The following is a 23,834-nucleotide window of genomic DNA, read 5'->3' as shown; positions in this document are numbered from 1 at the left end:
GCCTGCTACCCCCGCCGTTGCGGCGGGGGTTAACGCGTTAGTGACGACTCTTCAGATTATCAATCACTTCCCCGAAATCCAGCCCCTGGTCCTGCAGCAGCACCAGCAGGTGATACATCAAATCCGACGCCTCATTCTTCAGCTCGAAGCGGTCGTTCACCGTGGCGGCCAGCGCGGTCTCCACGCCTTCTTCCCCCACTTTCTGCGCAATACGCTTGGTGCCGCTGGCGTACAGCTTCGCCGTGTAGGAGCTCTCCGGGTCGGCGTGCTTACGCTCGGCCAGCAGCTGCTCCAGCTGATAGAGGAACAGCCACTGGTGGCCGGTTTCGCCGAAGCAGCTGGTGGTGCCTTTATGGCAGGTCGGCCCGATCGGGTTCACCAGCACCAGCAGCGTATCGTTGTCACAGTCCGGCGTGATGCTCACTACGTTGAGGACATTGCCCGAGGTTTCACCCTTGGTCCACAGTCGCTGTTTGGTGCGTGAGTAAAAGGTGACCTTGCCGGTGGCTTCGGTTTTCTCCAGCGCCTCCTTGTTCATGTAGCCCAGCATCAGCACTTCGCCGGATACGGCGTGCTGCACGATGGCCGGCATCATGCCGTCCGTTTTTTCCCAGTCCAGCTGTTCAGTCAACATACCCTTATCTCCACGCCCTGTGCCGCCAGGTACGCTTTCAGTTCGCCAATATTAATAATCTGTTTGTGGAATACCGAGGCCGCCAGCGCGCCGTCAACGTTGGCGTCGCGGAAGGCTTCGAGGAAGTGTTCCATGGTGCCCGCGCCGCCGGAGGCGATCAGCGGGACATGGCACACCGCGCGAACCTTCGCCAGCTGCTGCAGGTCGTAACCGTTGCGCACCCCGTCCTGGTTCATCATATTGAGGACGATCTCGCCCGCGCCGCGCTTCTGCACTTCCTCCACCCAGTCGAGGGTTTCCCACTGTGTCACTCGGGTGCGGGTCTCGTCGCCGGTATACTGGTTGACGTGATATTTGCCGGTCTCTGCATCAAACCAGGTATCAATCCCCACCACAATGCACTGCACGCCAAAGCGGTCGGCAAGGCGGGTGATCAGCGTCGGGTCGGCGAGAGCAGGGGAGTTAATCGAAATCTTATCGGCGCCGAAGGAGAGGATCTGCGCCGCGTCTTCCAGCGACTTGATCCCACCCGCCACGCAGAAAGGAATGTCGATCACTTCCGCCACGCGCGACACCCAGCTCTTGTCGACCACCCGGCCGTCGCTGGAGGCGGTGATATCATAGAACACCAGTTCGTCGGCCCCTTCGTCGGCATAGCGCTTGGCCAGCGGGACGATGTCGCCAATGATCTCGTGATTACGGAACTGCACGCCTTTCACTACCTGGCCGTCGCGGACGTCGAGGCAGGGGATTATCCGTTTTGCCAGCATTGAATGGCCTCCGTTACGTTGAATTTACCTTCCAGCAGCGCGCGACCGACAATCACGCCGCGCACCCCGGTGCCGCGCAGCGCGGCAATATCTTTGAGATCGCCGATGCCGCCGGATGACTGAAACGCCACCTGCGGGTAGCGGGCGCAGACTTCCTCGTACAGCGAGACGTTAGAGCCTGCCAGCGTTCCGTCGCGGGAGATATCGGTGCACAGCACATGCTGCAGGCCGACCGGCAGATAACTTTCCACCAGTTCCTCCAGCGTCACGCCGGAGTTTTCCTGCCAGCCGCTGACCGCCACCTGCTTGTTGCCGTCGGCGTCAATGCGCACGTCGAGCGCAAGCACCAGCCGTTCAGGGCCAAAGCGTTTAAACCAGCCTTTCACTTCCTCCGGGGACTTCACCGCGGTGGAGCCGACCACCACGCGGGCGACGCCGGCCTCAAGCAGGGCCGCGACATCCGCTTCGGTCCGCACGCCACCGCCAACCTGTACCGGGACGTCAACGCCGGCGACCAGCGATTTCAGCAAGGGGATCTGGCGTTTCGCCGGATCCTTCGCCCCGGTCAGGTCGACCAGGTGCAGGACTTCCGCCCCCTGAGCGGCATAGGACTGCAGGCGCGGCAGCGGATCGCTGCCATAGTCGCGCTGCTGGCCGTAATCGCCCTGGTGGAGACGAACGACGGTGCCGTCGATTAAATCTAAAGCAGGAATAATCATCACATCTCCAGGAAGTTTTTCAGCAGCTGCGCCCCGGCGCTCCCGGAGCGCTCCGGGTGGAACTGCACGCCAAAGAAGTTATCTTTCTGCACCGCGGCGGTGAACGCCTCACCGTAATTGCACTGGGCGATGGTGTACGGGTTGACCGGCATGGCGTAGCTGTGCACGAAGTAGAAATACGCGCCTTCTTCAATGCCGCGGAACAGACGATCGCCTGCTTTGGCATACACCCGGTTCCAGCCCATGTGCGGCAATGGCAGACCGTGGTCGGTCATCTTCGGCACCTCTTCTTCGATAATGCCCAGCAGATCGACGCCGTTGTTCTCCTCGCTGCGCTTGCCGAGCAGCTGCATGCCCAGGCAAATCCCCAGCACCGGCTGGGTACAGGCTTTGATCAGGTCGATCAGATCGCGGTCGCGCAGCTGGTCCATCGCCGCCTGGGCGGTGCCGACGCCGGGAAGAAACAGTTTATCGGCACGCAATACCACCTCCGGATCGCGGCTGACCACCGGCTCATAGCCGTGGCGGCCAATCGCCGATTTCACCGAATTGAGGTTGGCGCACCCGGTATCAAGGATCACCACATTCATCACAGCACCCCTTTGGAAGACGGCAGGGCATCGCCCTGGACGCGGATCGCCTGGCGCAGCGTACGGCCAAAGGCTTTGAACAGGCTCTCCACGCGGTGGTGATCGTTCTTGCCCTTGGTTTTCAGGTGCAGGGTCACCGCCATGGTGTAAGAGAGCGAGCGGAAGAAGTGTTCCACCATCTCGGTGCTCAGATCGCCGACGCGCTGATAGGTGAAGTCCGCCTTATACTCCAGGTGCGGACGGCCGGAGATATCCAGCGCGCAGCGGGCGAGACACTCGTCCATCGGCAGCACGAAGCCGAAGCGGTTGATGCCGCGCTTGTCGCCAAGCGCCAGCTTCAGGGCTTCGCCGAGGGCCAGGCCGGTATCTTCCACGGTGTGATGATCGTCGATGTACAGATCGCCGCCGACGTTAATCTCCATGCGGAAGCCGCCATGGGTGGCGATTTGGTCGAGCATATGGTCAAAAAAGCCGACGCCGGTGTGGATCTTGCTGCCGCCTTCGCGGTCCAGCCACACCTTCACGTCCACCTGGGTCTCTTTGGTGATGCGCTCGACGTGGGCATAGCGGTCGCGGCGGGTCAGCTGCTCGCTGATGGTCGGCCAGTCCAGGGTCTCACGGTCATAGCGCAGGCCGGTAATCCCCATGTTATCCGCCAGCTCAAGGTCGGTGGCCCGGTCGCCAATCACATAGCTGTGGCTTTTATCCAGTACGCCGTCTTCCAGCCACGGCAACACCAGCTGCGTTTTCGGTTTGCGGCAGGCGCAGTTGTCGCCCGGGAAGTGCGGACAAATCAGCACCTCTTCGAAATTGACGCCCTGCGAGGCGAAGATCTGCATCATCAGGTTGTGCGGGCCATCAAATGCTTCCTGCGGCAGACTGTCGGTTCCCAGGCCATCCTGGTTGGTGATCATCACCAGCTTATAGCCTTCCTGCTGCAGCTTCAGCAGCGCCGGGATCACCTGCGGCTCAAACGCCAGCTTGTCGAAACGGTCCACCTGGAAATCCACCGGCGGTTCGGAAATCAGGGTGCCGTCACGGTCAATAAAGAGATACTTCTGGGTCATACATTCTCCGCAGTCAAGGCGTCAATCACGCGCTGGCTCTCAGCACGGGTACCGATAGTGATACGCAAACAGCCGCTCAATGAAGGTTGTTTATTCTGGTCACGTAAGATAATGCCCTGATCCCACAAAGATTTAAACACTGCGCTGGAGGCGGTTATCCGCGCCAGAACGTAGTTCGCCTCGGAATCGAAGACCTGCTCCACGCAGGCGATGCCGCGCAGCTGTTCCACCAGGTAGCGGCGCTCGTCGAGGATCTGCGCCACGCGCTGGCGCATCGCCGCGATGCCTTCCGCGCTCAGCGCCTGGGCGGCGATATCGGCCACTGGCGTGGAGAGCGGATACGGAGCGATCACTTTCAGCAGCACGTTAATCACCTCGGCGTTGGCGAGGGTGAAACCGCAGCGCAGGCCGGCGAGGGCGAAGGCTTTGGACAGCGTGCGCAGCACCACCAGGTGCGGATAGTCGCTGAGCCAGCCGGCGAGCGTCGCCTGCGGGCAGAACTCAATATAGGCTTCGTCGGCGACCACGATGGCTTTATCGCGGGTCATCTCCAGCAGGTCGCGTATCGACTGCGGATCGATGATCTGACCGGTCGGGTTGTTCGGGCTGCAGACAAAGACCACCTTCACGCCGTCCAGCTGCGCCTCGATACCCGGCAGGTCGAGCTGCCAGTCGGCGAGGGTCGGCACGGTGCGGCATTCGACGCCGATGGTCTCGGCGCTGACGCTGTACATGCCGTAGGTGGGCGGGCAGTAGAGTAGCGTGTCTTTGCCGGGCTCACAGAAAGCGCGGATCAGCAGCTCAATCCCTTCGTCGGCGCCGCGGCTGACCAGCACCTGCTCTGGTTTGACGCCGGCGTAGCGGGCGTAGCTCTCGATGACTGCCTTCGGCTGCGGCTCCGGATAGCGGTTCATCGTTTGCGCGGTAAGCTGGAAAGCCACGGCGGTCGGGAATTCGTTGGCGTTCAGCCAGACGTCGCCTTTGCCGCCCAGACGGCGAGCGGATTGATACGGGGTCAGCGCACGGACGTTGGCGCGGGCTAAATCTTCAATGCTCATGCTTGCTCCTTCAGGGCGGCAACGCGCAGCGTTACGGCGTTTTTGTGGGCGTCAAGGCGCTCGGCGGCGGCCAGGATCTCAATCGTTGAGGCGAGGGCGGCAAAGCCGTCGCGCGACAGTTCCTGCACGGTCATCCGCTTCTGGAAGTCGGCCAGGCCGAGGCTCGAACAGGTGGCGGTATACCCATAGGTCGGCAGGACGTGGTTGGTGCCCGAGGCGTAATCGCCCGCGGATTCCGGTGACCAGTCGCCGAGGAAAACCGAACCGGCGCTGGTGATGCTGTCCACCAGCTCGCGGGCCTGACGGGTCTGAATGATCAGGTGCTCCGGACCATACTGGTTGGAGATAGCCACGCACTGCGCCAGGTCGCGGGCCACGATGATCCGGCTGGCGGAGAGGGCCACGCGGGCGGTTTCCGCGCGCGGCAGGGCGGCCAGCTGGCGTTCGACGGCCTCAGCGACGCGGCTGCCGAGGTCGGCGTCCGGGGTCAGGAGGATCACCTGCGAGTCCGGGCCGTGTTCCGCCTGCGACAGCAGGTCGGAGGCGACAAAGTCCGGGGTGGCGCCGCTGTCGGCGATCACCAGCACTTCCGACGGGCCGGCCGGCATGTCGATGGCTGCGCCGTCCAGACGCTGGCTGACCTGACGTTTGGCTTCCGTGACGTAAGCGTTACCCGGGCCAAAGATTTTATCCACCTTCGGCACCGACTCGGTCCCGAGGGCGAGGGCGGCGATGGCCTGGGCGCCGCCGACGTTAAAGATGGTTTTCACGCCGCACAGCTGCGCGGCATAGAGGATCTCATCGGCGATCGGCGGCGGCGAGCAGAGCACCACCTGCTGACAGCCGGCGATGCGCGCCGGCGTCGCCAGCATCAGCACCGTGGAGAACAGCGGCGCCGAGCCGCCCGGAATATACAGCCCGACGGAGGCGATAGGGCGGGTGACCTGCTGGCAGCGCACCCCCGGCAGCGTTTCGACATCCACCGCCTGCAGCTGTTGCGCGTTGTGGAAGGTCTCGATGTTTTTCACCGCCACCGCCATCGCCTGCTTCAGCTCGTCGCTGAGGCGTTCGCCGGCGGCGGCGATCTCCGCCTCGCTCACCTGCAGCGCGGCGACGGTGGTTTTATCAAACTTTGCGCTGTATTCGCGCAGCGCCGCGTCGCCGTTGGCTTTGACGTTATCGAGGATCTCCGCCACCGTTTTACTGATGCTGTCGGAGGCGGAAATCGCCGGGCGCGTTAAGAGTTGTTGCTGTTGGTCTGCGCTACAGCCGTTCCAGTCGATGATTGTGTTGAAGCTCATGATTGTTTTCCCCTGTGTGTCCCGTGACCGGCTGGCCGATTACTCCATCATCTTCTCAATCGGCAGCACCAGAATGGAGCTGGCGCCCAGCGCTTTCAGTTTTTCCATGGTCTCCCAGAACAGGGTTTCGCTGCTGACCATGTGCATCGCCACGCGCTGCTTGTCGCCTGCCAGCGGCAGAATAGTCGGACGCTCGGCGCCCGGCAGCAGGGCAACCACTTCTTCCAGGCGTTCGGTCGGAGCGTGCATCATGATGTATTTCGACTCGCGGGCCTGGATCACGCCCTGAATACGGGTCAGCAGGCGGTCAATCAGCTGCTGTTTGGCGTCGGCCATCTCGCCGTCGCGCTGGATCAGGCAGGCTTTGGAGCGGTAGATCACTTCCACTTCGCGCAGACCGTTGGCTTCCAGGGTGGCGCCGGTGGAGACGAGGTCGCAGATGGCGTCGGCGAGGCCGGCGCGCGGCGCCACTTCCACGGAGCCGTTCAGCAGACAGGATTTAAAAGAGATACCTTTTTGATCGAGGTAGCGCTTCAGCAGGTGCGGGTAAGAGGTGGCGATGCGTTTGCCGTCCAGCGCCGCCGGGCCGTTCCAGGCTTCATCCACCGGGGTCGCCAGCGACAGGCGGCAGCCGCCGAAGTCGAGACGACGCAGGGTGAAGTAGCGCGGGTCTTCGCCCTGAGCGCGGCGGCTGAGCAGCTCTTCTTCCAGCACGTTTTCGCCGATAATGCCGAGGTCGACAACACCGTCCATCACCAGGCCCGGGATATCGTCATCACGCACGCGCAGAATGTCGATTGGCATATTTTCCGCAAGCGCAATCAGACGCTGGGTGTGCAAATTGACTTTAATGCCGCAGCGGCTGAGTAATTCGCGTGAATCTTCGCTTAAACGGCCTGATTTCTGAATAGCTATGCGTAAACGGGTGTTGTCTAACATTGTTCTTTTCCTCTGAATACCTGTCTGAATCTGTCCGAATTTGGTCCAAAAAAAAGCCCCCGGAAGTGAATCTTCCGGGGGCTCTCTGCGCGTTCATGCACCACTGGAAGATCCAAATGTCTTCCAGCACACATCGCCTGAAAGACTAGTCAGGATGATGGTGATGATGGTGGTGTTTAAATTGAACGCGGTTCATAAAAATTCTCTGTGAATGACTATGCATTTGATGTCCTTTAACCTAAACCACTTCCGCCGCAGAAAGCAAGGGCTTTTTTCTATCATTAATTCATTTCACATTGAGCGAAGAAATTGTCAGTTGCCGCAGGCTGGCGTAGCCTGTAATCAGCACAGCGAAAGAGTCAGGAGCCTGGGATGAAAAAGGTCGCGATAGTCGGTTTGGGATGGCTGGGGATGCCGCTGGCGCTGTCATTGATGGCGCGAGGCTGGCAGGTCACCGGCAGTAAAACCACGCAGGATGGCGTGGAGGCGGCGCGGATGTGCGGGATTGACAGCTATCCGCTGCGCCTGGAGCCGCAGCTGGTCTGTGATACCGAGGACCTCGACGCGCTGATGAACGTCGATGCGCTGGTGATCACGCTGCCGGCCCGGCGTACCGGGGCGGGAGAAGGGTTTTATCTGCAGGCGGTGCAGGAGATTGTCGATACCGCGCTGGCGCACCATATTCCGCGGATCGTCTTCACCAGTTCCACCTCGGTGTATGGCAACGTCAACGGCACGGTGAAAGAGAACTCCCCGCGTCTGCCGCAAACCGCCAGCGGGCAGGTGCTCAAGGAGCTGGAGGACTGGCTGCACAACCTGCCGGGAACCTCGGTGGATATTCTGCGTCTGGCCGGGCTGGTGGGACCTTCCCGTCATCCGGGACGTTTTTTTGCCGGCAAGTCGGCGCCGGATGGCCAGCACGTGGTCAATCTGGTGCATTTGCAGGATGTGGTGGCCGCTATCGAACTGCTGTTGCAGGCCCCGAAGGGCGGGCACATCTATAATCTATGTGCGCCCCGCCATCCGGCGCGTGGCCTCTTTTATCCGCAAATGGCCCGTGAACTGGGGCTGCCGCCGCCGGTGTTCAGCGACAGCCCGGACGGCGGTCAGGGCAAGATTGTGGATGGCAATCGTATCTGCAATGAGCTGGGGTTTGAGTACCAGTACCCCGATCCGCTGGTGATGCCGATGGAGTGATCTACCAGCGGTGATTCGCATACCGTAAGGGGGTAGCGATGAAACCACTGCTGGATGTCCTTGTGATCCTCGACGCGCTGGAAAAAGAGGGGAGCTTTGCCGCCGCGTCGGCAAAGCTCTTTAAAACGCCCTCGGCGCTGAGCTACACCATTCACCGGCTGGAAAGCGATCTCAATATTCAGCTGCTTGACCGCAGCGGCCACCGCGCGCGCTTTACCCCCACCGGACAAATGCTGCTGGAGAAAGGGCGGGAGGTGCTGCATATCGCTCGCGAACTGGAGATCCGGGCGGTCAAGCTGCAGCAGGGGTGGGAGCACACCCTCCGCCTGACGGTGGACTGCACTTTTCCCGTGGCGCAGCTTTCGCCGCTGATCGCCGCATTTTATCAACAACAGCCGCTGACCCGGCTGCACTTCACGCTGAACCCCTCGCTGCTGGACTGGCGGCCGCTGACCGACGGGCAGGCCGATCTGTTGCTGGGCGCCCTCGGCGAGCCGCCGCCGCTGAGCGGCTATGACTATCTCTCCCTCGGTGAGCTGGAGCTGCTGCTGGTGGTTTCCCCGCAGCATCCGCTGGCGCGACACCGCGCTCCGCTGAGCTGGCGGACCCTGCGCCGTTACCGGGCGGTGGCCACCGGCGAGGGCGGGGCGCTGCTCAGCGATCAGGAGACCCTGACGGTGTGTGACGCCGCGGGGCAGCTGGCGCTGCTGCGCATGGGGCTGGGCTGGGGCTGTCTGCCGCGTTACCAGGTGCAGGGGCTGCTGGAGAGCGGCGAGCTCATCAGCATGGCGGTTCGCGGGCTGTCGCCCCGCCAGCATGCCTGGATCGCCTGGAATGACGCCACCTGCGGTTTGGCCAGCAAGTGGTGGCGGGAAACGCTATTAGCAAATAGTGCTATTTTTACAATTTATCATACGGAAATCGTATAGATATTAGCACGTTAAAAAATATGCTTACGCAATGAACTTCATAACATCTTGTCAACGCCGTTGAATTTGTTGCAAAATATGCGGCCTGAAAACCAGAGACTAGCCGACGCTTTTTTTAAAAGTGTCGGTTATTTTTTTGGTCGAAAGACACATCATTCAATACCAAGAGGCCGGGCTTCGTACCGGATAGATATTTACTAAAAACCGACAGTCGTTGTCGCTGAGGAATAGAAAGAAATGGGGCAATTTTTTGCTTACGCGCTGGCGTTCACCGTAAAAGGGGATAACTATGTCGCATAACGCTACTCCAAATACCTCTCGCGTGGAATTACGTAAAACGCTTACGTTAGTTCCGGTTGTAATGATGGGCCTGGCCTATATGCAGCCGATGACGCTGTTCGATACGTTTGGTATCGTCTCTGGTATGACCGACGGTCACGTGCCGACGGCCTACGCCTTTGCGTTAATCGCCATTCTGTTTACTGCCCTGAGCTATGGCAAGCTGGTACGTCGTTACCCTTCTGCCGGCTCGGCGTATACCTATGCGCAGAAATCCATCAGCCCGACCGTTGGCTTTATGGTGGGTTGGTCCTCGCTGCTCGACTACCTGTTCGCGCCGATGATCAACATTCTGCTGGCGAAAATCTATTTTGAAGCGCTGGTGCCTTCGATTCCGTCGTGGGTGTTTGTTATCGCACTGGTCGCCTTTATGACCGCCTTTAACCTGCGCAGTATTAAATCCGTGGCCAACTTCAACACCGTGATCGTGGTGCTGCAGGTGGTGCTGATTGCCGTTATTCTCGGCATGGTGATTTATGGCGTGTTTGAAGGCGAAGGCGCCGGTACGCTGGCCAGCAGCCGTCCGTTCTGGTCCGGTGACGCGCACGTGATCCCGATGATTACCGGGGCGACGATCCTGTGCTTCTCGTTTACCGGCTTCGACGGCATCAGCAACCTGTCTGAAGAGACCAAAGATGCAGAGCGCGTCATCCCGCGGGCGATCTTCCTGACCGCGCTGATTGGCGGCCTGATCTTCATCTTTGCCACCTACTTCCTGCAGCTGTACTTCCCGGACATCTCGCGCTTTAAAGATCCGGATGCGTCACAGCCGGAAATTATGCTCTACGTAGCAGGTAAAGCCTTCCAGGTTGGCGCGCTGATCTTCTCCACCATCACCGTGCTGGCGTCCGGTATGGCGGCGCACGCTGGCGTGGCGCGTCTGATGTACGTGATGGGCCGCGACGGCGTGTTCCCGAAAAGCTTCTTCGGCTACGTTCACCCGACCTGGCGCACCCCGGCGATGAACATCATCCTGGTCGGTGCTATTGCGCTGCTGGCGATTAACTTCGACCTGGTGATGGCGACGGCGCTGATTAACTTTGGTGCGCTGGTAGCGTTTACCTTCGTTAACCTGTCGGTGATTTCGCAGTTCTGGATCCGTGAGAAACGCAACAAGACGCTGAAAGACCACTTCCAGTATCTGTTCCTGCCGATGTGCGGCGCCCTGACCGTTGGCGCGCTGTGGGTCAACCTGGAAGAGAGCTCGATGATTCTGGGCCTGATCTGGGCCGGTATCGGTCTGGTCTATCTGGCCTGCGTGACCAAAAGCTTCCGCAACCCGGTGCCGCAGTATGAAGATGTGGCCTAAGGCATAGCGTGATGTAAATGAGAAAAGCCGGAGGGAAACCTCCGGCTTTTTTTTCGTTTGGCCCGGTGCGATACCTTTTGCCCGGCGGCGCTGCGCTTGCGCGGGCCTACGGTGATGGTTAACCTTCTGAAATTTAATGGTTATGTAGGCCGGGTAAGCGAAGCGCCACCCGGCAATATGTTGGGCACGGAAACGACGACCGGACGGTTCCCTCTCCCTCCGGGAGAGGGTTAGGGTGAGGGGAAGCACTGCAGTGTGGTTGTTTATGTTATCTGTGGCTTCAGCGTAGTTTGCGCTCCCGGTTAGTTTTCTGCGTTATGTCTCTTATGGTGCTGGGAGCGCACAGGGGGCGGCCAGTCGCCGCCGCCCCCTGTACCCCCGGGCTCCGGCCAGCAAAATCGCCACTTCGTGGTACCTTCGACTTTTCCCTGCAGGCTTCGGGTCGGGCCGAGGCAGCGTCCCTGCAAAACACGGCCCTCAGCCCGCATCCATGCGGGCTGCCCCGGCCTGCCGGGAACGTCTCAGCGATTTTGAGGCCGCCAGCACCGGCAGTTTCAGCGGCCCCTGATCCAGTGGTGATTTGGGGTTGTAGGCCGGGTCAGGCGCAGCCGCCACCCGGCAATATGTTGGGCACGGAAACGACGACCGGACGGTTCCCTCTCCCTCCGGGAGAGGGTTAGGGTGAGGGGAAGCACTGCAGTGTGGTTGTTTATGTTATCTGTGGCTTCAGCGTAGTTTGCGCTCCCGGTTAGTCTTCTGCGTTATGTCTCTCATGGCGCAGGGAGCGCACAGTGGGCGGCCAGTCGCCGCCGCCCCCTGTACCCCCGGGCTCCGGCCAGCAAAATCGCCACTGCGTGGTACCTTCGACTTATCCCTGCAGGCTTCGGGTCGGGCCGAGGCAGCGTCCGTGCAAAACACGGCCCTCAGCCCGCATCCATGCGGGCTGCCCCGGCCTGCCGGGAACGTCTCAGCGATTTTGAGGCCGCCAGCACCGGCAGTTTCAGTGGCCCCTGATCCAGTGGTGATTTGGGGTTGTAGGCCGGGTCAGGCGCAGCCGCCACCCGGCAATATGTTGGGCACGGAAACGACGACCGGACGGTTCCCTCTCCCTCCGGGAGAGGGTTAGGGTGAGGGGAAGCACTGCAGTGTGGTTGTTTATGTTATCTGTGGCTTCAGCGTAGTTTGCGCTCCCGGTTAGTTTTCTGCGTTATGTCTCTCATGGCGCAGGGAGCGCACAGGGGGCGGCCAGTCGCCGCCGCCCCCTGTACCCCCGGGCTCCGGCCAGCAAAATCGCCACTTCGTGGTACCTTCGACTTATCCCTGCAGGCTTCGGGTCGGGCCGAGGCAGCGTCCGTGCAAAACACGGCCCTCAGCCCGCATCCATGCGGGCTGCCCCGGCCTTACGGGAACGTCTCAGCGATTTTGAGGCCGCCAGCACCGGCAGTTTCAGTGGCTCCTGATCCAGTGGTGATTTGGGGCTGTAGGCGGGGTCAGGCGAAGCGCCACCCGGCACAAAAGCGGCTCCGCGCCCGCTGTCCTTGCCCGGCGGCGCGGCGCTTGCCGGGCCTACTGTGTTGAGTAACCTTCTTATATGTAAATGTCTTTGTAGGCCGGGTAAGCGAAGCGCCACCCGGCAACATGTTGGGCACGGAGCCTGATGTATTGCCCGGCGGCGGTGGAGACTGTTATCGGTTTACCACGTTCTCAGCCCGGGAAAAGCGTTATCACGTGTGGCTTCAGCGCACATTGCGCTCCCGGTTAGTTTTCTGCGTTATGTCTCTTACGGCGCAGGGAGCGCACAGGGGGCGGCCAGTCGCCGCCGCCCCCTGTACCCCCGGGCTCCGGCCAGCAAAATCGCCACTTCGTGGTACCTTCGACTTATCACTGCAGGCTTCGGGTCGGGCCGAGGCAGCGTCCCTGCAAAACACGGCCCTCAGCCCGCATCCATGCGGGCTGCCCCGGCCTTCCGGGAACGTCTCAGCGATTTTGAGGCCGCCAGCACCGGCAGTTTCAGTGGCCCCTGATCCAGTGGTGATTTGGGGTTGTAGGCCGGGTAAGCGAAGCGCCACCCGGCAGAAACTCGCGTAAAGGGGTTAAACGCGAGTGTGGTTGGGTCAGCCGCAGGGGGCTGCGGCTTGTTTATTGCGGCGGCGGTTCGAAGCAGAGGCTGCGCTCCAGGCATTCGTCGCAGCTCGGCGATCGGCAGACAATCTCCCCCTGCGACTGCAGGCAGCGCTGGCGGTAAAAGAACTTTTTCCAGCGCATATGGTGGAGGTTCTGCGCCACCAGCTGCGGAAAGCAGTCGCGCATCAGCCGGCCCAGTTCCGCCCGCGAATCGAGTCCCAGATCCTCCCACAGATGGTTAAACGCCAGCGCCACCTCGGCAACGATCTGCGCCATCGGTTCGGCCCCCGGCGCCATCCACTCCGTCAGCCACTGCCCCAGCTGCCGACGCTCTTCGTCGCGGGTAGCATTCAGCTCGGTCATCAGCCGACGGCGGCTCAGCGTCGCGCTGTCCAGCGGCGTCGCCACCTCGCCCAGCCGCTGCTGCAGCGACCGCCATGCCGCGGGAGTCAGCCCCATCCGCAGCGGAAAGCAGCCTTTTCCGGCGTGATACAATCGCCACAGGCGGGTCAACCAGTCGACCGGCGCCATCAGGCGACCCCCTGACGCAGACGCGATGCCGCCAGGCTCTGGCGCCGCCGCTGCCACCAGGCAGGCAGCACCTCGGCGACCGAACGCCACGCGCCGTCCACCTGCGGCTCAATGCCCTGCAATTCCAGCTGCTGCCATGGCGTATGGCCGATACGCACGCAGAACACCGCTTTTACGTCGGCGAGCAGCGCCAGCAGCGCCGCCAGTCTGGCCTCGTTCTCCTGTGGCTCACACTCCTCTTCGCCGCGGCAATATTTCGGTGTAAAGCGCTCGCCCACCAGCACCATACCGGCGGCCGACAGGCTGTAGATCGAGAAGCGGTCGGCATGGCCAAAATGACAGTCAATGACCTCGCCGTGGCGGGAGGCCACGGCCACCAGACAGGCGTCATCCGCGTCCGACTCCCCCTGCGTGGCGAGGCTGGCATGAAGTTCGGCGCGCTGGTGGAGGATGGGCAGCCAGTCGGGGAGGCTGTCCGGGTCCGGCAGCCGGGTGAACTGCTGGCTGCGATCTTCGCCCAGCATGCCGATGGCGTCGGCACGGCACTGGTGGCAGTGGGTCATCTGCGGCATCACCTCCCCGCACTGGCTGCGGATCGCGGCGAGCATCCCGGCGTCCGGCTCCGGCTGGCCGTTGAGACCAAAGACCGTGCCGTGCTCCGGTCTGGCAATCAGCGGCATAATATTGTGAATAAACGCGCCACTTTCCCGCAAACGACGGCCGACCTCAGCCATGCCGCCGTCGTTGATCCCCGGGATCAGCACCGAGTTTATCTTGACCAGCACTCCCGCGGCGGTCAGCCTACGGACTCCTTCAAGCTGGCGGGCAATCAGGATCTCCCCGGCTTCCCGGCCGCAGTAGCGTTCGCCGTCGAGCCACAGCCAGGCATAGATTTGCCCGGCGATATCGGCATCCAGGGTATTGATGGTCACCGTGACGTGATCCACGCCGACCTCCAGCAGGCGATCGACCGCGTCGGGCAGCATCAGCCCGTTGGTTGACAGGCATAATTTGAGATCCGGAAGCTGGTCGCGGACCAGCTCCAGGGTGCGGAAGGTGCGGGTCATATTGGCCAGCGGATCGCCGGGCCCGGCTATGCCAACCACCGACAGCTGCGGGATGGCCTGGGCCACCTGGCGCACTTTCAACACCGCCTGCTCGGGGGTCAGCAGCGTCGATGACACCCCGGGACGGGACTCATTGCTGCAGTCGAATTTACGGTTGCAGTAGTTGCACTGCAGATTGCAGGCCGGGGCGACCGGAAGATGCATCCGGGCGAAACGGTGGTGCCCGCTGCGGGAGTAGCAGGGGTGCGCGGCGACCTTGTCGGCCACCCGCGGCGCTAACGCGCTGGCGTCCGCCGACTGACAGGCGTTACCGCCGGAAAAAGAAGAGCAGGAAGTCATGGTCGTACCTTCATGGTTGGGCGATACCTTCCTGCTGCAAACGACGTACCAGAGACGAATTTTTTATCTGGCTGAAAAATAAAGCATTATCCCGCATCCCTGCGGCACAACATTGTCGCGTTCCTGCCGCACTGACGACAATGTCCTGAACCTGACACCGCGGCCTACAGACGCGGCAGGGTGATATCCATGATCTGGATCCGGTAAGCGACCTGGCGCGGCGTCATCCCCAGTAGCCGTGCCGCCTTGGCCTGCACCCAGCCGGCTTTTTCCAGCGCGGCGATCAGTCGCTGACGTTCGTCCAGGCTGTTGTCCAGCCAGCTGTCTTCCGCTGGCCCGCTGGCAGGCAGGGCTTTGGCGGGACGATCCTGGTGAGTGAAGAGGATCACGTCGCGATCGATCAGGCCACTCTCCGACATCACCGCCGATCGTTCGAGGCAGTTCTCCAGTTCGCGAACGTTACCCGGCCAGCTGTACTCCATCAGCAGGCGGATCGCGCCCTCGCTGATCCGCAGCGTGCGCCCCTGATGCTGGCCGATTTTGCGCACCAGGAAGTGCGCCAGCTCGGCGATGTCCTCCTGACGCTCGCGCAGCGGGGGCAGGGCGATGGGCATCACGTTCAGACGATAATAGAGATCCTCGCGGAAATGGCCCAGCCGGACCTCCTCCTCCAGGTGACGGTTGGTGGCGGCGATGATGCGGACATTCACCCGCAGGGTCTCATCGCCGCCGACCCGCTCCATCTCCCCCTCCTGGAGGATACGCAGCAGCTTGGCCTGGAACGAGGCGCTGCTTTCACCAATCTCATCGAGGAACAGGGTGCCGCCATCCGCCAGCTCAAAACGTCCTTTACGCTGACGCACCGCCCCGGTAAAGGCGCCTTTCTCATGGCCGAACAGTTCGCTTTCCAGCAGGGTGTCCGGCAGCGCCGCGCAGTTAAATTTGACGAAGGCGGCGCCAGCCCGTGGCGAATGGTGATGGATGGCGTTGGCGATCAGCTCTTTCCCGGTGCCGCTTTCACCGCGCACCAGCACGGTGGTGTCCCAGCGCGAAACCTGACGGATCACCTCCACGATCTGGCGCATCGCCGGGCTCTTGCCGACCATATTGTCAAGGCCCACGCCGCGGGACGACGAGCAGGCCGGCGGCCGTTCCACCTTCGGCGGCTGGCGGCTCGACAGGGCGGGTGAGGCCGGAAGGATCATCAGCCGGATGGTCTGGGCGACGAGGTTGGCGACGGTTTCGAGAAAACGGGTGCAGGCCGGCAGCCGCTCTTCCTGGCGCGCCATCGGCTGGGCCGCCAGCACCCCTATTGGCCGGGCGTTGGGCCCCATCAACGGTACGGCGATAAACGGCAGATCGTAATCGTAGAGGCTCAGGCGGTCGAGAAAACGCTGATCGTCGGCGACCCGGGGCAGCACCAGCGACTGCCCCTGGGCCAGCACGGTCCCCACCAGTCCCTCGCCGGGGCGATAGCGGATCTGCGTGCTGCCGGGGAGGGGCTGCTGGCCGGTTTGCTGCAGCGCTTCGATACTGAGGATCTCCTGCTCGCTGTCGTACAGGCAGATCATCCCGTGCTGCATAAAAGCATCGTTGTGTAATACGCTGAGTACCTCCTGCAACGTTTTGCTGGCCTCGGTGGCCCGGCTCAGCACTACGCTTATCCGCTGCATGGCGGTGAACTGCTGAGAGAGGTCGAAGCGTCTGACGGTGGTGTCCGGGTCGGATTCAGGGATCATGCTTCACCTCCGGTCAGGGTGTTAAACAGCGGGAAACGCAGGGTCAGGCAGGTGCCGCCCTGCGGTCGGGAAGCCAGCTCAATGGCCCCGCGATGGTGCGCCACCAGGGTCTGGATCAGCCGCAGCTCCATGCCTTTGCCCGGCGAGTTCAGCGCGTCGGGGGAGTGGGCGTAGCGCACCTGCAGCAGCGGCACGTTGTCAGTCAGGTACAGCGACAGCCAGCCGTCGTTCTCCTCGGCATAGAGCTGCATCGCCAGCGGCACGGAGGGGAGTTCGGCGGCGAGGGCCAGGGTGCGGTCGAGCCACAGGCTTAAGCACGCCAGCAGCGGGGTGCGCTGGCCAAAGCCGATCAGATGCGGTGAGGCCATGTCGACCTGCAGCCCGTCGGGATCGAAGCGGGTACGGTAGAGGGCGCACAGGTCGTCGAAAAAGGGCTGCAGCGGCCAGACGGCGGGGTTTTCGAGATCCAGCGACGGGCGGCAGCGCTGGAGCCGCGCCATCGCCTCTTCCCCTTCACGCCAGGCGGCCTCCAGCGCCACGTTCCCGCTTCCCTCGCCGTTCAGCCGACGGGCTGCCGCCAGCATGTTAATCGGGCAGTTCAGCTGGATCAGCGCGGCGTCCAGCGACTCGCGGATCGCCGCCAGCAGCTTGCCGGCGGTCATTTGCTGCTTCAGCCGGTCAAGGCGTCCTTGCTCCTGCTGCTGACGCTGCTGGGTACAGTCGGCGATCACCACCAGGGTCCGCGCCAGCGCGCTGTCGATAAAGTAGCGGCTGGCCTCTTCGCTGACGCCGGGCAACGGCCAGCAGGTCACTGACAGCCAGCGCGCGGCCCCGCGGAGCGCCACCGGCAGGATCGCCTCCACGCCGGGCGTCATCCGGCCAGGGGAGACCTGCAGCTCGGTGAGCAGCTCCCGGCCGCCGCAGTCAGCGCAGAAGGTTTTGTAGGCGAGGTTGTCCATCACCACCCGATCCTGCTCGTCCACCACTACCACGGCGGCGGGGATATTATTCAGCACCGCCTCCATCAGGGTCATATGGTTGCGCAGCCGCTGCTCGAGGGTGTAGCTGACGCTGATATCCCGCTGCATCGCCAGATAATGCTCCAGTTCCCCTTGCGGGCTAAGCACCGGGGTGATGTCAATCTCCACCAGGTACAGGCCGCCGTCCCGACGCTGATTAATCAGCTGGCCGCGCCAGGGCTGACGCTGGAGCAGGGTATGCCACATCTCCTGATAGATCTCGCGCGGCGTCTGGCTGCTGGCCAGCAGGCGTGGGTTCTGGTTTAACAATTGCGCCAGCGAATAGCCGGTCTGGCGGCAAAACGCCGGGTTGGCGTAAATGATCCTGGCGCTGGCATCGGTGAGGGAGATGGCCACCGAGGCCTGTTCCACCATGGTAAAAAACAGCCCCGGATGTTGTTGAGTCAGCGCGCCGGCGATGGCCTCCGGCGCGGCGTTATCGAGCATCATATTCAGGGTCATCGCAAACTCCTGTGTCGCAGTTATGACAAATTGTCCGACACCGTGCGCAAAACGCGGCGGGGTAAGCCGAACCCGGATAACCATGCAAAGTGTGCGCCCTTATCGGAACGACCACGCGAAACATTGATCCGACAGGGGGAAAATTCACGGATTTTTACCTTTCGCCCCGCCGGATGCGCCTTTGGCGCGCGGCATTGTGAGGCGAAGCGATCCTGATGGGGCAGGGATGGGCCGTCGCGGTGCAGGGCAACCTGGCACAGCCTTCGCAATACCTCTGTCGTCATTCCTTTTTTCAACACCATTCCGACAGGAGCGTACTATGGCGAACATTGGCATTTTCTTTGGTACCGATACCGGTAAAACCCGCAAGATCGCGAAACTGATCCACAAGCAGCTGGGGGAGGCCGCCGCCGCCCCGGTCAATATTAACCGCGCCACGCTGGCGGACCTGCTGGCCTACCCGGCCCTGCTGTTGGGGACGCCGACGCTGGGCGACGGCCAGCTGCCGGGCCTCGAGGCCGGGGGCGAGAGCGAGTCGTGGGCCGAGTTTATCCGCAACCTCGGCGACGTTAGCCTGCAGGGGAAAACGGTGGCGCTGTTTGGCCTCGGCGATCAGCGTGGCTATCCGGATAACTTCGCCAGCGGGCTGCGGCCGCTGTACGACGCCCTGCGTGCCCGCGGGGCGACGATGATCGGCAGCTGGCCGAACGAGGGATATGAGTTCAGCGCCTCATCGGCGCTGGAGGGGGATCGCTTTGTCGGACTGGTGCTGGACCAGGATAACCAGTTCGACGAGACCGACGCGCGGCTGGCGACCTGGCTTGAGGAGATTAAACCGCATCTGCTGTAGGCGATGGCGGGTAGCCTGTCGGCTACCCGCACAGCCCCGGCTGGCGCGCTAACATCTCGGCCAGCCACTGGCGCTGGTGGCGGCGCTGGCTCTGTTGACTGAGGTAATCGCGGGCGCTTTCCAGCGCCTGCTCAGGCGTCATCGGCGCGGCAGGGCGAATGGCCTCACACCAGACCAGATGCCAGCCGAGCTCACTGGCCACCGGCGCGCTCAGCGCATTTTCCGCCAGCGCAAACAGCGCCTCCTCCAGCTGCGGATAGAGCAGCCCCCGGCCGATCCACCCCAGCAGTCCGCCGTCCAGCGCGCTCGGGCAGTGGGAGTGTCGCTGGGCCAGCGGCGCAAACGCCTCGCGGGAGGCTTCGATTTGCCCATGAAGCTCCCGTATACGCGAGTAAACCGCCTGGTCGTCGCCATCGACGGTGAGCAGCAGATGGCGGGTCAGACGCTGTTCCGGGCGCATAAACTGCGCCTGATGCCGCAGATACCAGGCCTGCACCGTGGCGGGATCCGGCCGCGGCGCCTGGCTGGCAATCCCGGCGAAGGCGGTTTCCAGCCGGGCGTGGTGCAGGACGATCGCCGCCCGCTCCGCTGGCGTAAATCCTCCTTCATCCAGCCAGGCGCCCAGCGAAGTGGCGAGGCCCTCCCGCAGCGCGGCGGGGATCGCCTCCGGCGCAATCTGGGCGACAATAACCTGCTCCAGCTGGGCCTGGCGCTGCCAGGCCGCCTCGAAGGCCTGCCGGTCGACCGCGGCGATGGCCGCCGGCTCGCAGTTCCAGCGGCTCTGCGCCAGCCGCTGCCGGCCAAATCGTTGCCAGGGCTCCATTATTCTTCCTCCTCTGCCAGCGCCAGCGCGCTTACCGGGACCTGGAACCAGCGGCCGCCGAAGTCGACGATATAGCCGTCGCCATGCTCGCCCCGGTCGGTGGCTTCGATGCGGCCCAACTGACCGACGCTGACCACCATCTCGCCCTGCATCGCCAGCGCCGTCTGACAGATTACGCTATCGCCATACTGCAGATTGCCGGCCAGCCAGGGCCGATCGCCGGCAATCAGCTCCTGTTCGCGACAGCCGACCACCCGGTCGCAGTCCGGGAAGTGGATCTGGTAGATGATCTGGTCCTGCAAGAATACTCCCCAGTCGCGGACATAGCCGATGCTGCCCCGGCGCACCAGCAGGGCGCCGGACGGCAGGCCCGCATAGGTGCCATCGTTACGGATGGCGCGCACGACGCGGACCGCTTCGCTAAAGGTAAATCGGGGTCTCATGGCGTGTTCTCCTCGAACTGTTGCTGATAACTCTCCGCCAGCAGTCGGCGCGCCAGCAGCCAGTGCGCGCGCGGGTTATCCTCCAGCTGGTTGAGCAGAGGCACTTCCGCCTTCAGCTTGCGGTGAAAGGTGGCCAGCACCGGCAGGCTGCAGTGCGCCAGGCGCTCGGGCTGGTAGGGAACGGCGAAAAACTGAAAGAACGCATCGGCGGAGCGCAGGTCGCCCACGCCGGGGATCTGATAAAACCACTCCATACTCACCCCCTGGCCTGCAGCGTTTCGGCGCTGCAGAGCGCGTGGTAGATTGCCGCCAGCTCATCATCCCGCGGGCTGCGTTTGCCGTTTTCGGCAAAGCGACGGAGCGCTGGCAGCAGCTGGTCAATTTGCGCTGATGTCAGGTGATAACCCATCCGATCGAAGACGCCGTTAACCGCCTGGCGACCGGAGTGTTTGCCCAGCACCAGCCGATAGCCGCGGCCCAGCAGGGCGGGGTCGATCGCCTGATAGCTCTCGCTGTCGCGCAGCAGCGCCGCAACGTGCACGCCGGATTCGTGGGTAAAGACCAGCTCACCCACCAGCGGCTGCTGGGGATCCACCGGGCGGCGGGTGGCGAGGGCCACCTGTTCGCACAGCGCCGGCAGGGCGGTGAAACGCACGCCGGTCTTGACCTCCAGGCAGCGCTCCAGTCCGAGCGCCACGGTCTCCAGCGCCGCGTTGCCCGCGCGTTCGCCCAGGCCCAGCACGGTGGTGTTCACGCTGGTGGCCCCGGCGCGCACCGCCGCCAGGGTGTTGGCGGTAGCCAGGCCCAGATCGTTATGGGCGTGCATCTCGAGTTCGCCGGGCCAGACGCGGCGCAGGGCGGCGATCTGCGCCGCGGTGGTGAACGGGTCGAGGATACCGACGGTATCGGCATAGCGCAGACGGGTGGCTCCCGCCTCCCGGGCCAGGCAGGCAATGTCCTGCAGCGTCGCGTCGCTGGCTCGCGAGGCGTCCTCACAGCCAATGCAGACCTTCAGGCCAAGGGTGTGGGCGAGGTGGATCAGGGCCGCCAGCCGCTCCAGCAGCAGCGGTAAGCCTTCGCGCAGTTTGTACTGCCGCAGCTTGTCGGAGGCGGGGATGGAGATATCCACCCAGTCCATGCCCAGGTCGGCGCTCTGGCGAATTTCTCCCGCCTGCATCCGGCACCAGGTCATCAGCGTGGCGCCCGGGAGCTGACGGCGCACCTGCCGGATGCGGGCGCACTCCTCCTCGCCCATCGCCGGGGTGCCGACCTCCATGGCTTCGATCCCCGCCGCGTACAGCGCCTCGGCGATGGCGATCTTTTCGCTGGCCTGAAAGGCCACGCCGGGACTCTGTTCACCATCGCGCAGGGTGGTGTCGTTAATCAGTACGCGTCCCATCATTGTCTCCCCGCCTTAGCCGTAGACCGGCGTGAAGGCGCCATCCTGCAGGTGCGGCTGACCCTGTCGCCAGTAGGGCGACAGGGCGCGCAGCCGGTCGATAACCGACGGCAGGGTGGCGATGACGTAGTCGATCTCTTTTTCCCGGGTATAGCGTGAGAGGGAGAAGCGGATGGTGCCGTGGGCCGCAGTGTAGGGGATATTCATTGCCCGCATGACGTGCGACGGCTCCAGCGAGCCGGAGGTGCAGGCGCTGCCGCTGGAGGCGGCGATCCCGGCCTGATTCATCAGCAGCAGGATTGCCTCGCCCTCGATACACTCGAAGGCCAGATTGAGAGTGCCGGGCACCCGCGGCTGGCTGCCGCCCATCACCGTCACCGCCGGGATAGTGGCCTGGAGATGTTGTTCAAGACGATCGCGCAGTTGGCTAATCTGCGCCATGCCCGGCAGATGAACCTGCGCCAGCTCGCTGGCGGCGCCCATTCCGACAATGCCGCTGATATTTTCCGTACCGGCCCGCCGGCCATGCGCCTGGTGGCCGCCGCGCAGCAGCGGGCGAAAACGCGTTCCCCGCCGCAGCCAGAGGCAGCCCACCCCTTTGGGGCCGTGGAATTTATGCGCCGAGCAGGAGAGCATATCGATCCGCGTCTGGCTGAGCGTCATTGGGATTTTGCCCACCACCTGCACCGCGTCGCAGTGAAACAGCGCGCCCTGCTCATGAGCCAGCTCCGCCAGTTCGGGCACCGGGAACATGACGCCTGTTTCGTTATTGGCCCACATGATGCTGACCAGCGCCACGCGCGGGCTAAGCGCCGCCCGAAATTGCGCCATATCCAGGGCGCCCTGCTGATCCACGGCGATACGGTGGATCAGGTATCCCTGGCGCTCCAGCTGCTCGCACACCGCCAGAGTGGCGGGATGTTCGACCGCGCTGGTGATGATCTCGCGCCGCTCCGGCATCAGGGCCACCGCCGAGGCGATAGCGGTGGTGGTGGCCTCGGTGGCGCAGGAGGTAAAGATGATCTCGCTGGGGTAGTCGGCCCCGAGCAGGGCGGCCACCTGCTGGTGCGCCCGTTCAAGGGCCGCCTGCGCCGGCAGACCAAAATCGTGTATCGACGAAGGGTTGCCGTAAAAGTCGGTTAAAAAGGGCATCATCGCGTCGAGAACCATCGGGTCGAGACGGGTGGTGGCGTTGTTATCGAGATAAACAGGTTTCATCGTATCCCCCTTGGGTTAGTTAACCGCGGCCGGGGCCGCCACCACGTCCATGTAAGTTCCGGTACGCTCCATCAGCTTTTGCTGCAGCCAGGCGAGGGTCATGTCGGTCATCATGCAGCCGCTGCAGCTGCCGGAGAGGCTGACGGTCACCTGACGCGGGGTGACGTTGAGCAACGTCATGTCGCCGCCGTCGGCCTGAATGTGAGGACGCAGTTCGTTGATGGTATCGACCACGCTTTGCCAGTGCGCATCGTGGGTCGTCTCCGCTGGCAGGGGGGCTGGCGGCTGTTGGGCGAGGATCGCCGCCAGCGCCAGCTCAATTTTTTCATGGCAGGCGGTGCAGCCGCCGCCGGCTTTGGTGTAGTTGATCACTTCCTCTAGGGTGGTCAGGCCGTTGTTCACCACGGCCCGGCGAATATGCCCTTCGTCGACGCCGAAGCATTTACAGATCAGCTTGCCCTCCTCATGCTCCTCCTCAAGGCTTTCGCCGCGAAAATGGGCGATGGCCGCACGCAGCGCTTCCTGGCCCATCACCGAGCAGTGCATTTTTTCCGGCGGCAGACCGTCGAGGTAGTCGGCGATCTGCTGGTTGGTGATCTGCCCGGCTTCGGTCAGGGTGTGGCCGATAATCAGCTCCGTCAGCGCGGAAGAGGAGGCGATGGCACTGCCGCAGCCGAAGGTCTGGAAGCCCGCCTCCTCGATGATCTCGGTCTGCGGATCAACCCGCAGCATCAGGCGCAGCGCATCGCCGCAGCTTAATGAACCCACATCGCCCACCGCGTTGGCGTTGTCGACCACGCGCGCGTTGCGGGGATGAAAAAAATGGTCTTTCACTTTCTCGGAGTAGTTCCACATGCTGTCAGCTCCAGGGATGATGACGAAAACGCCGGGGCGCGGTACACCGCAGACTGGCGGTGGTACTGACCCCCAAGCAATTGCGATACCAACGCATAAAAACCTTATTTGTT

24 protein-coding genes and 1 other annotated feature are annotated in these 23,834 nt (G+C 62.9%); of the genes, 5 read left to right on the top strand and 19 right to left on the bottom strand.

Annotation, left to right across the window (positions count from 1 at the left end; genetic code table 11):
• Nucleotides 1-37: 37 nt before the first annotated feature.
• From hisIE to hisL, 9 genes are all read right to left on the bottom strand, one after another.
• Entirely contained in the window at nt 38-634 is a 597-nt protein-coding gene (gene hisIE, locus FHW76_RS02640; protein WP_049009661.1) for a bifunctional phosphoribosyl-AMP cyclohydrolase/phosphoribosyl-ATP diphosphatase HisIE, read from the bottom strand.
• On the bottom strand, nt 628-1,404 hold the full coding sequence (gene hisF / locus FHW76_RS02635) for an imidazole glycerol phosphate synthase subunit HisF (RefSeq protein WP_008804112.1): 777 nt from the start codon (nt 1,402-1,404) through the stop codon (nt 628-630). Before hisF ends, hisIE begins: the two co-directional genes overlap by 7 nt.
• Entirely contained in the window at nt 1,386-2,123 is a 738-nt protein-coding gene (gene hisA, locus FHW76_RS02630; protein ID WP_004152515.1) for a 1-(5-phosphoribosyl)-5-[(5-phosphoribosylamino)methylideneamino]imidazole-4-carboxamide isomerase, read from the bottom strand. The genes hisF and hisA overlap by 19 nt, the downstream gene beginning before the upstream one ends.
• On the bottom strand, nt 2,123-2,713 hold the full coding sequence (gene hisH / locus FHW76_RS02625; RefSeq protein WP_008804113.1) for an imidazole glycerol phosphate synthase subunit HisH: 591 nt from the start codon (nt 2,711-2,713) through the stop codon (nt 2,123-2,125). Before hisH ends, hisA begins: the two co-directional genes overlap by 1 nt.
• Nucleotides 2,713-3,780, bottom strand: a complete 1,068-nt coding sequence (gene hisB, locus FHW76_RS02620) for a bifunctional histidinol-phosphatase/imidazoleglycerol-phosphate dehydratase HisB (protein WP_008804114.1) — start codon at nt 3,778-3,780, stop codon at nt 2,713-2,715. The genes hisH and hisB overlap by 1 nt, the downstream gene beginning before the upstream one ends.
• Entirely contained in the window at nt 3,777-4,838 is a 1,062-nt protein-coding gene (gene hisC / locus FHW76_RS02615) for a histidinol-phosphate transaminase (protein WP_049009659.1), read from the bottom strand. Before hisC ends, hisB begins: the two co-directional genes overlap by 4 nt.
• Entirely contained in the window at nt 4,835-6,139 is a 1,305-nt protein-coding gene (gene hisD, locus FHW76_RS02610; protein WP_008804115.1) for a histidinol dehydrogenase, read from the bottom strand. The genes hisC and hisD overlap by 4 nt, the downstream gene beginning before the upstream one ends.
• A 39-nt stretch (nt 6,140-6,178) precedes the next feature.
• Complete coding sequence (gene hisG / locus FHW76_RS02605) at nt 6,179-7,078, bottom strand: ATP phosphoribosyltransferase (RefSeq protein WP_002912152.1); 900 nt, start codon at nt 7,076-7,078, stop codon at nt 6,179-6,181.
• Between the two features lie 47 nt (nt 7,079-7,125).
• Nucleotides 7,126-7,248: a sequence feature (His leader region), on the bottom strand.
• The gene (hisL, locus tag FHW76_RS02600; protein WP_004899375.1) at nt 7,224-7,274 is read right to left on the bottom strand and encodes a his operon leader peptide; all 51 of its coding nucleotides are present in this window, start codon (nt 7,272-7,274) and stop codon (nt 7,224-7,226) included. It overlaps the preceding feature by 25 nt.
• A gap of 176 nt (nt 7,275-7,450) precedes the next feature.
• Here hisL and FHW76_RS02595 point away from each other — a divergent pair, with 176 nt between their 5' ends.
• From FHW76_RS02595 to plaP, 4 genes are all read left to right on the top strand, one after another.
• On the top strand, nt 7,451-8,275 hold the full coding sequence (locus FHW76_RS02595; RefSeq protein ID WP_008804116.1) for an SDR family oxidoreductase: 825 nt from the start codon (nt 7,451-7,453) through the stop codon (nt 8,273-8,275).
• Between the two features lie 38 nt (nt 8,276-8,313).
• Nucleotides 8,314-9,204 carry a LysR family transcriptional regulator gene (locus FHW76_RS02590; protein WP_110218873.1) on the top strand — a complete coding sequence of 297 codons (891 nt, stop codon included), beginning with the start codon at nt 8,314-8,316 and terminating at the stop codon, nt 9,202-9,204.
• A gap of 237 nt (nt 9,205-9,441) precedes the next feature.
• Complete coding sequence (gene yoeI / locus FHW76_RS26620) at nt 9,442-9,504, top strand: membrane protein YoeI (RefSeq protein ID WP_096335043.1); 63 nt, start codon at nt 9,442-9,444, stop codon at nt 9,502-9,504.
• On the top strand, nt 9,494-10,852 hold the full coding sequence (gene plaP, locus FHW76_RS02580) for a putrescine/proton symporter PlaP (RefSeq protein WP_004148994.1): 1,359 nt from the start codon (nt 9,494-9,496) through the stop codon (nt 10,850-10,852). Before yoeI ends, plaP begins: the two co-directional genes overlap by 11 nt.
• A 2,139-nt stretch (nt 10,853-12,991) precedes the next feature.
• Here the strand turns inward: plaP and FHW76_RS02575 are convergent.
• The 4 genes from FHW76_RS02575 to nifL all read right to left on the bottom strand — a co-directional run bounded on the left by FHW76_RS02575 (nt 12,992) and on the right by nifL (nt 18,133).
• Nucleotides 12,992-13,507, bottom strand: coding sequence for a nitrogen fixation protein NifQ (locus tag FHW76_RS02575; protein WP_122533461.1), 516 nt, complete (start codon nt 13,505-13,507; stop codon nt 12,992-12,994).
• The gene (gene nifB / locus FHW76_RS02570) at nt 13,507-14,913 is read right to left on the bottom strand and encodes a nitrogenase cofactor biosynthesis protein NifB (RefSeq protein WP_042948757.1); all 1,407 of its coding nucleotides are present in this window, start codon (nt 14,911-14,913) and stop codon (nt 13,507-13,509) included. The genes FHW76_RS02575 and nifB overlap by 1 nt, the downstream gene beginning before the upstream one ends.
• 164 nt (nt 14,914-15,077) lie before the next feature.
• A complete protein-coding gene (gene nifA / locus FHW76_RS02565) occupies nt 15,078-16,652 on the bottom strand; it encodes a nif-specific transcriptional activator NifA (RefSeq protein ID WP_008804120.1) in 1,575 nt (524 codons plus the stop codon).
• Nucleotides 16,649-18,133, bottom strand: a complete 1,485-nt coding sequence (gene nifL, locus FHW76_RS02560) for a nitrogen fixation negative regulator NifL (RefSeq protein ID WP_055323404.1) — start codon at nt 18,131-18,133, stop codon at nt 16,649-16,651. Before nifL ends, nifA begins: the two co-directional genes overlap by 4 nt.
• A gap of 319 nt (nt 18,134-18,452) precedes the next feature.
• Here nifL and FHW76_RS02555 point away from each other — a divergent pair, with 319 nt between their 5' ends.
• Nucleotides 18,453-18,983 carry a flavodoxin gene (locus tag FHW76_RS02555; protein ID WP_012967608.1) on the top strand — a complete coding sequence of 177 codons (531 nt, stop codon included), beginning with the start codon at nt 18,453-18,455 and terminating at the stop codon, nt 18,981-18,983.
• A gap of 22 nt (nt 18,984-19,005) precedes the next feature.
• Here FHW76_RS02555 and nifM read toward each other — a convergent pair whose 3' ends face one another.
• The 6 genes from nifM to nifU are packed head-to-tail and all read right to left on the bottom strand — an operon-like array spanning nt 19,006 to nt 23,721.
• A complete protein-coding gene (gene nifM / locus FHW76_RS02550; protein WP_060876523.1) occupies nt 19,006-19,806 on the bottom strand; it encodes a nitrogen fixation protein NifM in 801 nt (266 codons plus the stop codon).
• Complete coding sequence (locus tag FHW76_RS02545; RefSeq protein WP_012541106.1) at nt 19,806-20,249, bottom strand: nitrogen fixation protein NifZ; 444 nt, start codon at nt 20,247-20,249, stop codon at nt 19,806-19,808. The genes nifM and FHW76_RS02545 overlap by 1 nt, the downstream gene beginning before the upstream one ends.
• Nucleotides 20,246-20,503: a nitrogenase-stabilizing/protective protein NifW gene (locus tag FHW76_RS02540; RefSeq protein ID WP_008804125.1), complete on the bottom strand. Its 258-nt coding sequence runs from the start codon at nt 20,501-20,503 to the stop codon at nt 20,246-20,248. Before FHW76_RS02540 ends, FHW76_RS02545 begins: the two co-directional genes overlap by 4 nt.
• A 2-nt stretch (nt 20,504-20,505) precedes the next feature.
• Entirely contained in the window at nt 20,506-21,648 is a 1,143-nt protein-coding gene (gene nifV / locus FHW76_RS02535) for a homocitrate synthase (RefSeq protein WP_060876536.1), read from the bottom strand.
• A 15-nt stretch (nt 21,649-21,663) separates the two neighbouring features.
• Nucleotides 21,664-22,866: a cysteine desulfurase NifS gene (gene nifS / locus FHW76_RS02530; protein ID WP_012967611.1), complete on the bottom strand. Its 1,203-nt coding sequence runs from the start codon at nt 22,864-22,866 to the stop codon at nt 21,664-21,666.
• Nucleotides 22,867-22,881: 15 nt separating this feature from the next.
• The gene (gene nifU / locus FHW76_RS02525) at nt 22,882-23,721 is read right to left on the bottom strand and encodes a Fe-S cluster assembly protein NifU (RefSeq protein ID WP_016161450.1); all 840 of its coding nucleotides are present in this window, start codon (nt 23,719-23,721) and stop codon (nt 22,882-22,884) included.
• Nucleotides 23,722-23,834 lie beyond the last annotated feature (113 nt).

This window comes from Klebsiella sp. RC2 (assembly GCF_014192815.1).
In the GTDB taxonomy this organism is placed as follows: Bacteria; Pseudomonadota; Gammaproteobacteria; order Enterobacterales; family Enterobacteriaceae; genus Klebsiella; species Klebsiella variicola.
The sequence above is the reverse complement of the archived record's forward strand: the minus strand, read 5'-3'. Positions and strand labels throughout refer to the sequence as shown.

Excerpts from the sequence above, each read along its gene's own strand:
- nifV (WP_060876536.1), bottom strand. The coding sequence starts at position 21,648 with ATGGGACGCGTACTGATTAACGACACCACCCTGCGCGATGGTGAACAG.
- FHW76_RS02540 (WP_008804125.1), bottom strand. The coding sequence starts at position 20,503 with ATGGAGTGGTTTTATCAGATCCCCGGCGTGGGCGACCTGCGCTCCGCC.
- nifB (WP_042948757.1), bottom strand. The coding sequence starts at position 14,913 with ATGACTTCCTGCTCTTCTTTTTCCGGCGGTAACGCCTGTCAGTCGGCG.
- FHW76_RS02555 (WP_012967608.1), top strand. The coding sequence starts at position 18,453 with ATGGCGAACATTGGCATTTTCTTTGGTACCGATACCGGTAAAACCCGC.
- nifS (WP_012967611.1), bottom strand. The coding sequence starts at position 22,866 with ATGAAACCTGTTTATCTCGATAACAACGCCACCACCCGTCTCGACCCG.
- hisG (WP_002912152.1), bottom strand. The coding sequence starts at position 7,078 with ATGTTAGACAACACCCGTTTACGCATAGCTATTCAGAAATCAGGCCGT.
- nifM (WP_060876523.1), bottom strand. The coding sequence starts at position 19,806 with ATGGAGCCCTGGCAACGATTTGGCCGGCAGCGGCTGGCGCAGAGCCGC.
- hisD (WP_008804115.1), bottom strand. The coding sequence starts at position 6,139 with ATGAGCTTCAACACAATCATCGACTGGAACGGCTGTAGCGCAGACCAA.
- nifA (WP_008804120.1), bottom strand. The coding sequence starts at position 16,652 with ATGATCCCTGAATCCGACCCGGACACCACCGTCAGACGCTTCGACCTC.
- plaP (WP_004148994.1), top strand. The coding sequence starts at position 9,494 with ATGTCGCATAACGCTACTCCAAATACCTCTCGCGTGGAATTACGTAAA.
- hisB (WP_008804114.1), bottom strand. The coding sequence starts at position 3,780 with ATGACCCAGAAGTATCTCTTTATTGACCGTGACGGCACCCTGATTTCC.
- hisIE (WP_049009661.1), bottom strand. The coding sequence starts at position 634 with ATGTTGACTGAACAGCTGGACTGGGAAAAAACGGACGGCATGATGCCG.
- hisC (WP_049009659.1), bottom strand. The coding sequence starts at position 4,838 with ATGAGCATTGAAGATTTAGCCCGCGCCAACGTCCGTGCGCTGACCCCG.
- hisH (WP_008804113.1), bottom strand. The coding sequence starts at position 2,713 with ATGAATGTGGTGATCCTTGATACCGGGTGCGCCAACCTCAATTCGGTG.
- FHW76_RS02575 (WP_122533461.1), bottom strand. The coding sequence starts at position 13,507 with ATGGCGCCGGTCGACTGGTTGACCCGCCTGTGGCGATTGTATCACGCC.
- FHW76_RS02545 (WP_012541106.1), bottom strand. The coding sequence starts at position 20,249 with ATGAGACCCCGATTTACCTTTAGCGAAGCGGTCCGCGTCGTGCGCGCC.
- nifL (WP_055323404.1), bottom strand. The coding sequence starts at position 18,133 with ATGACCCTGAATATGATGCTCGATAACGCCGCGCCGGAGGCCATCGCC.
- FHW76_RS02590 (WP_110218873.1), top strand. The coding sequence starts at position 8,314 with ATGAAACCACTGCTGGATGTCCTTGTGATCCTCGACGCGCTGGAAAAA.
- hisA (WP_004152515.1), bottom strand. The coding sequence starts at position 2,123 with ATGATTATTCCTGCTTTAGATTTAATCGACGGCACCGTCGTTCGTCTC.
- nifU (WP_016161450.1), bottom strand. The coding sequence starts at position 23,721 with ATGTGGAACTACTCCGAGAAAGTGAAAGACCATTTTTTTCATCCCCGC.
- FHW76_RS02595 (WP_008804116.1), top strand. The coding sequence starts at position 7,451 with ATGAAAAAGGTCGCGATAGTCGGTTTGGGATGGCTGGGGATGCCGCTG.
- hisF (WP_008804112.1), bottom strand. The coding sequence starts at position 1,404 with ATGCTGGCAAAACGGATAATCCCCTGCCTCGACGTCCGCGACGGCCAG.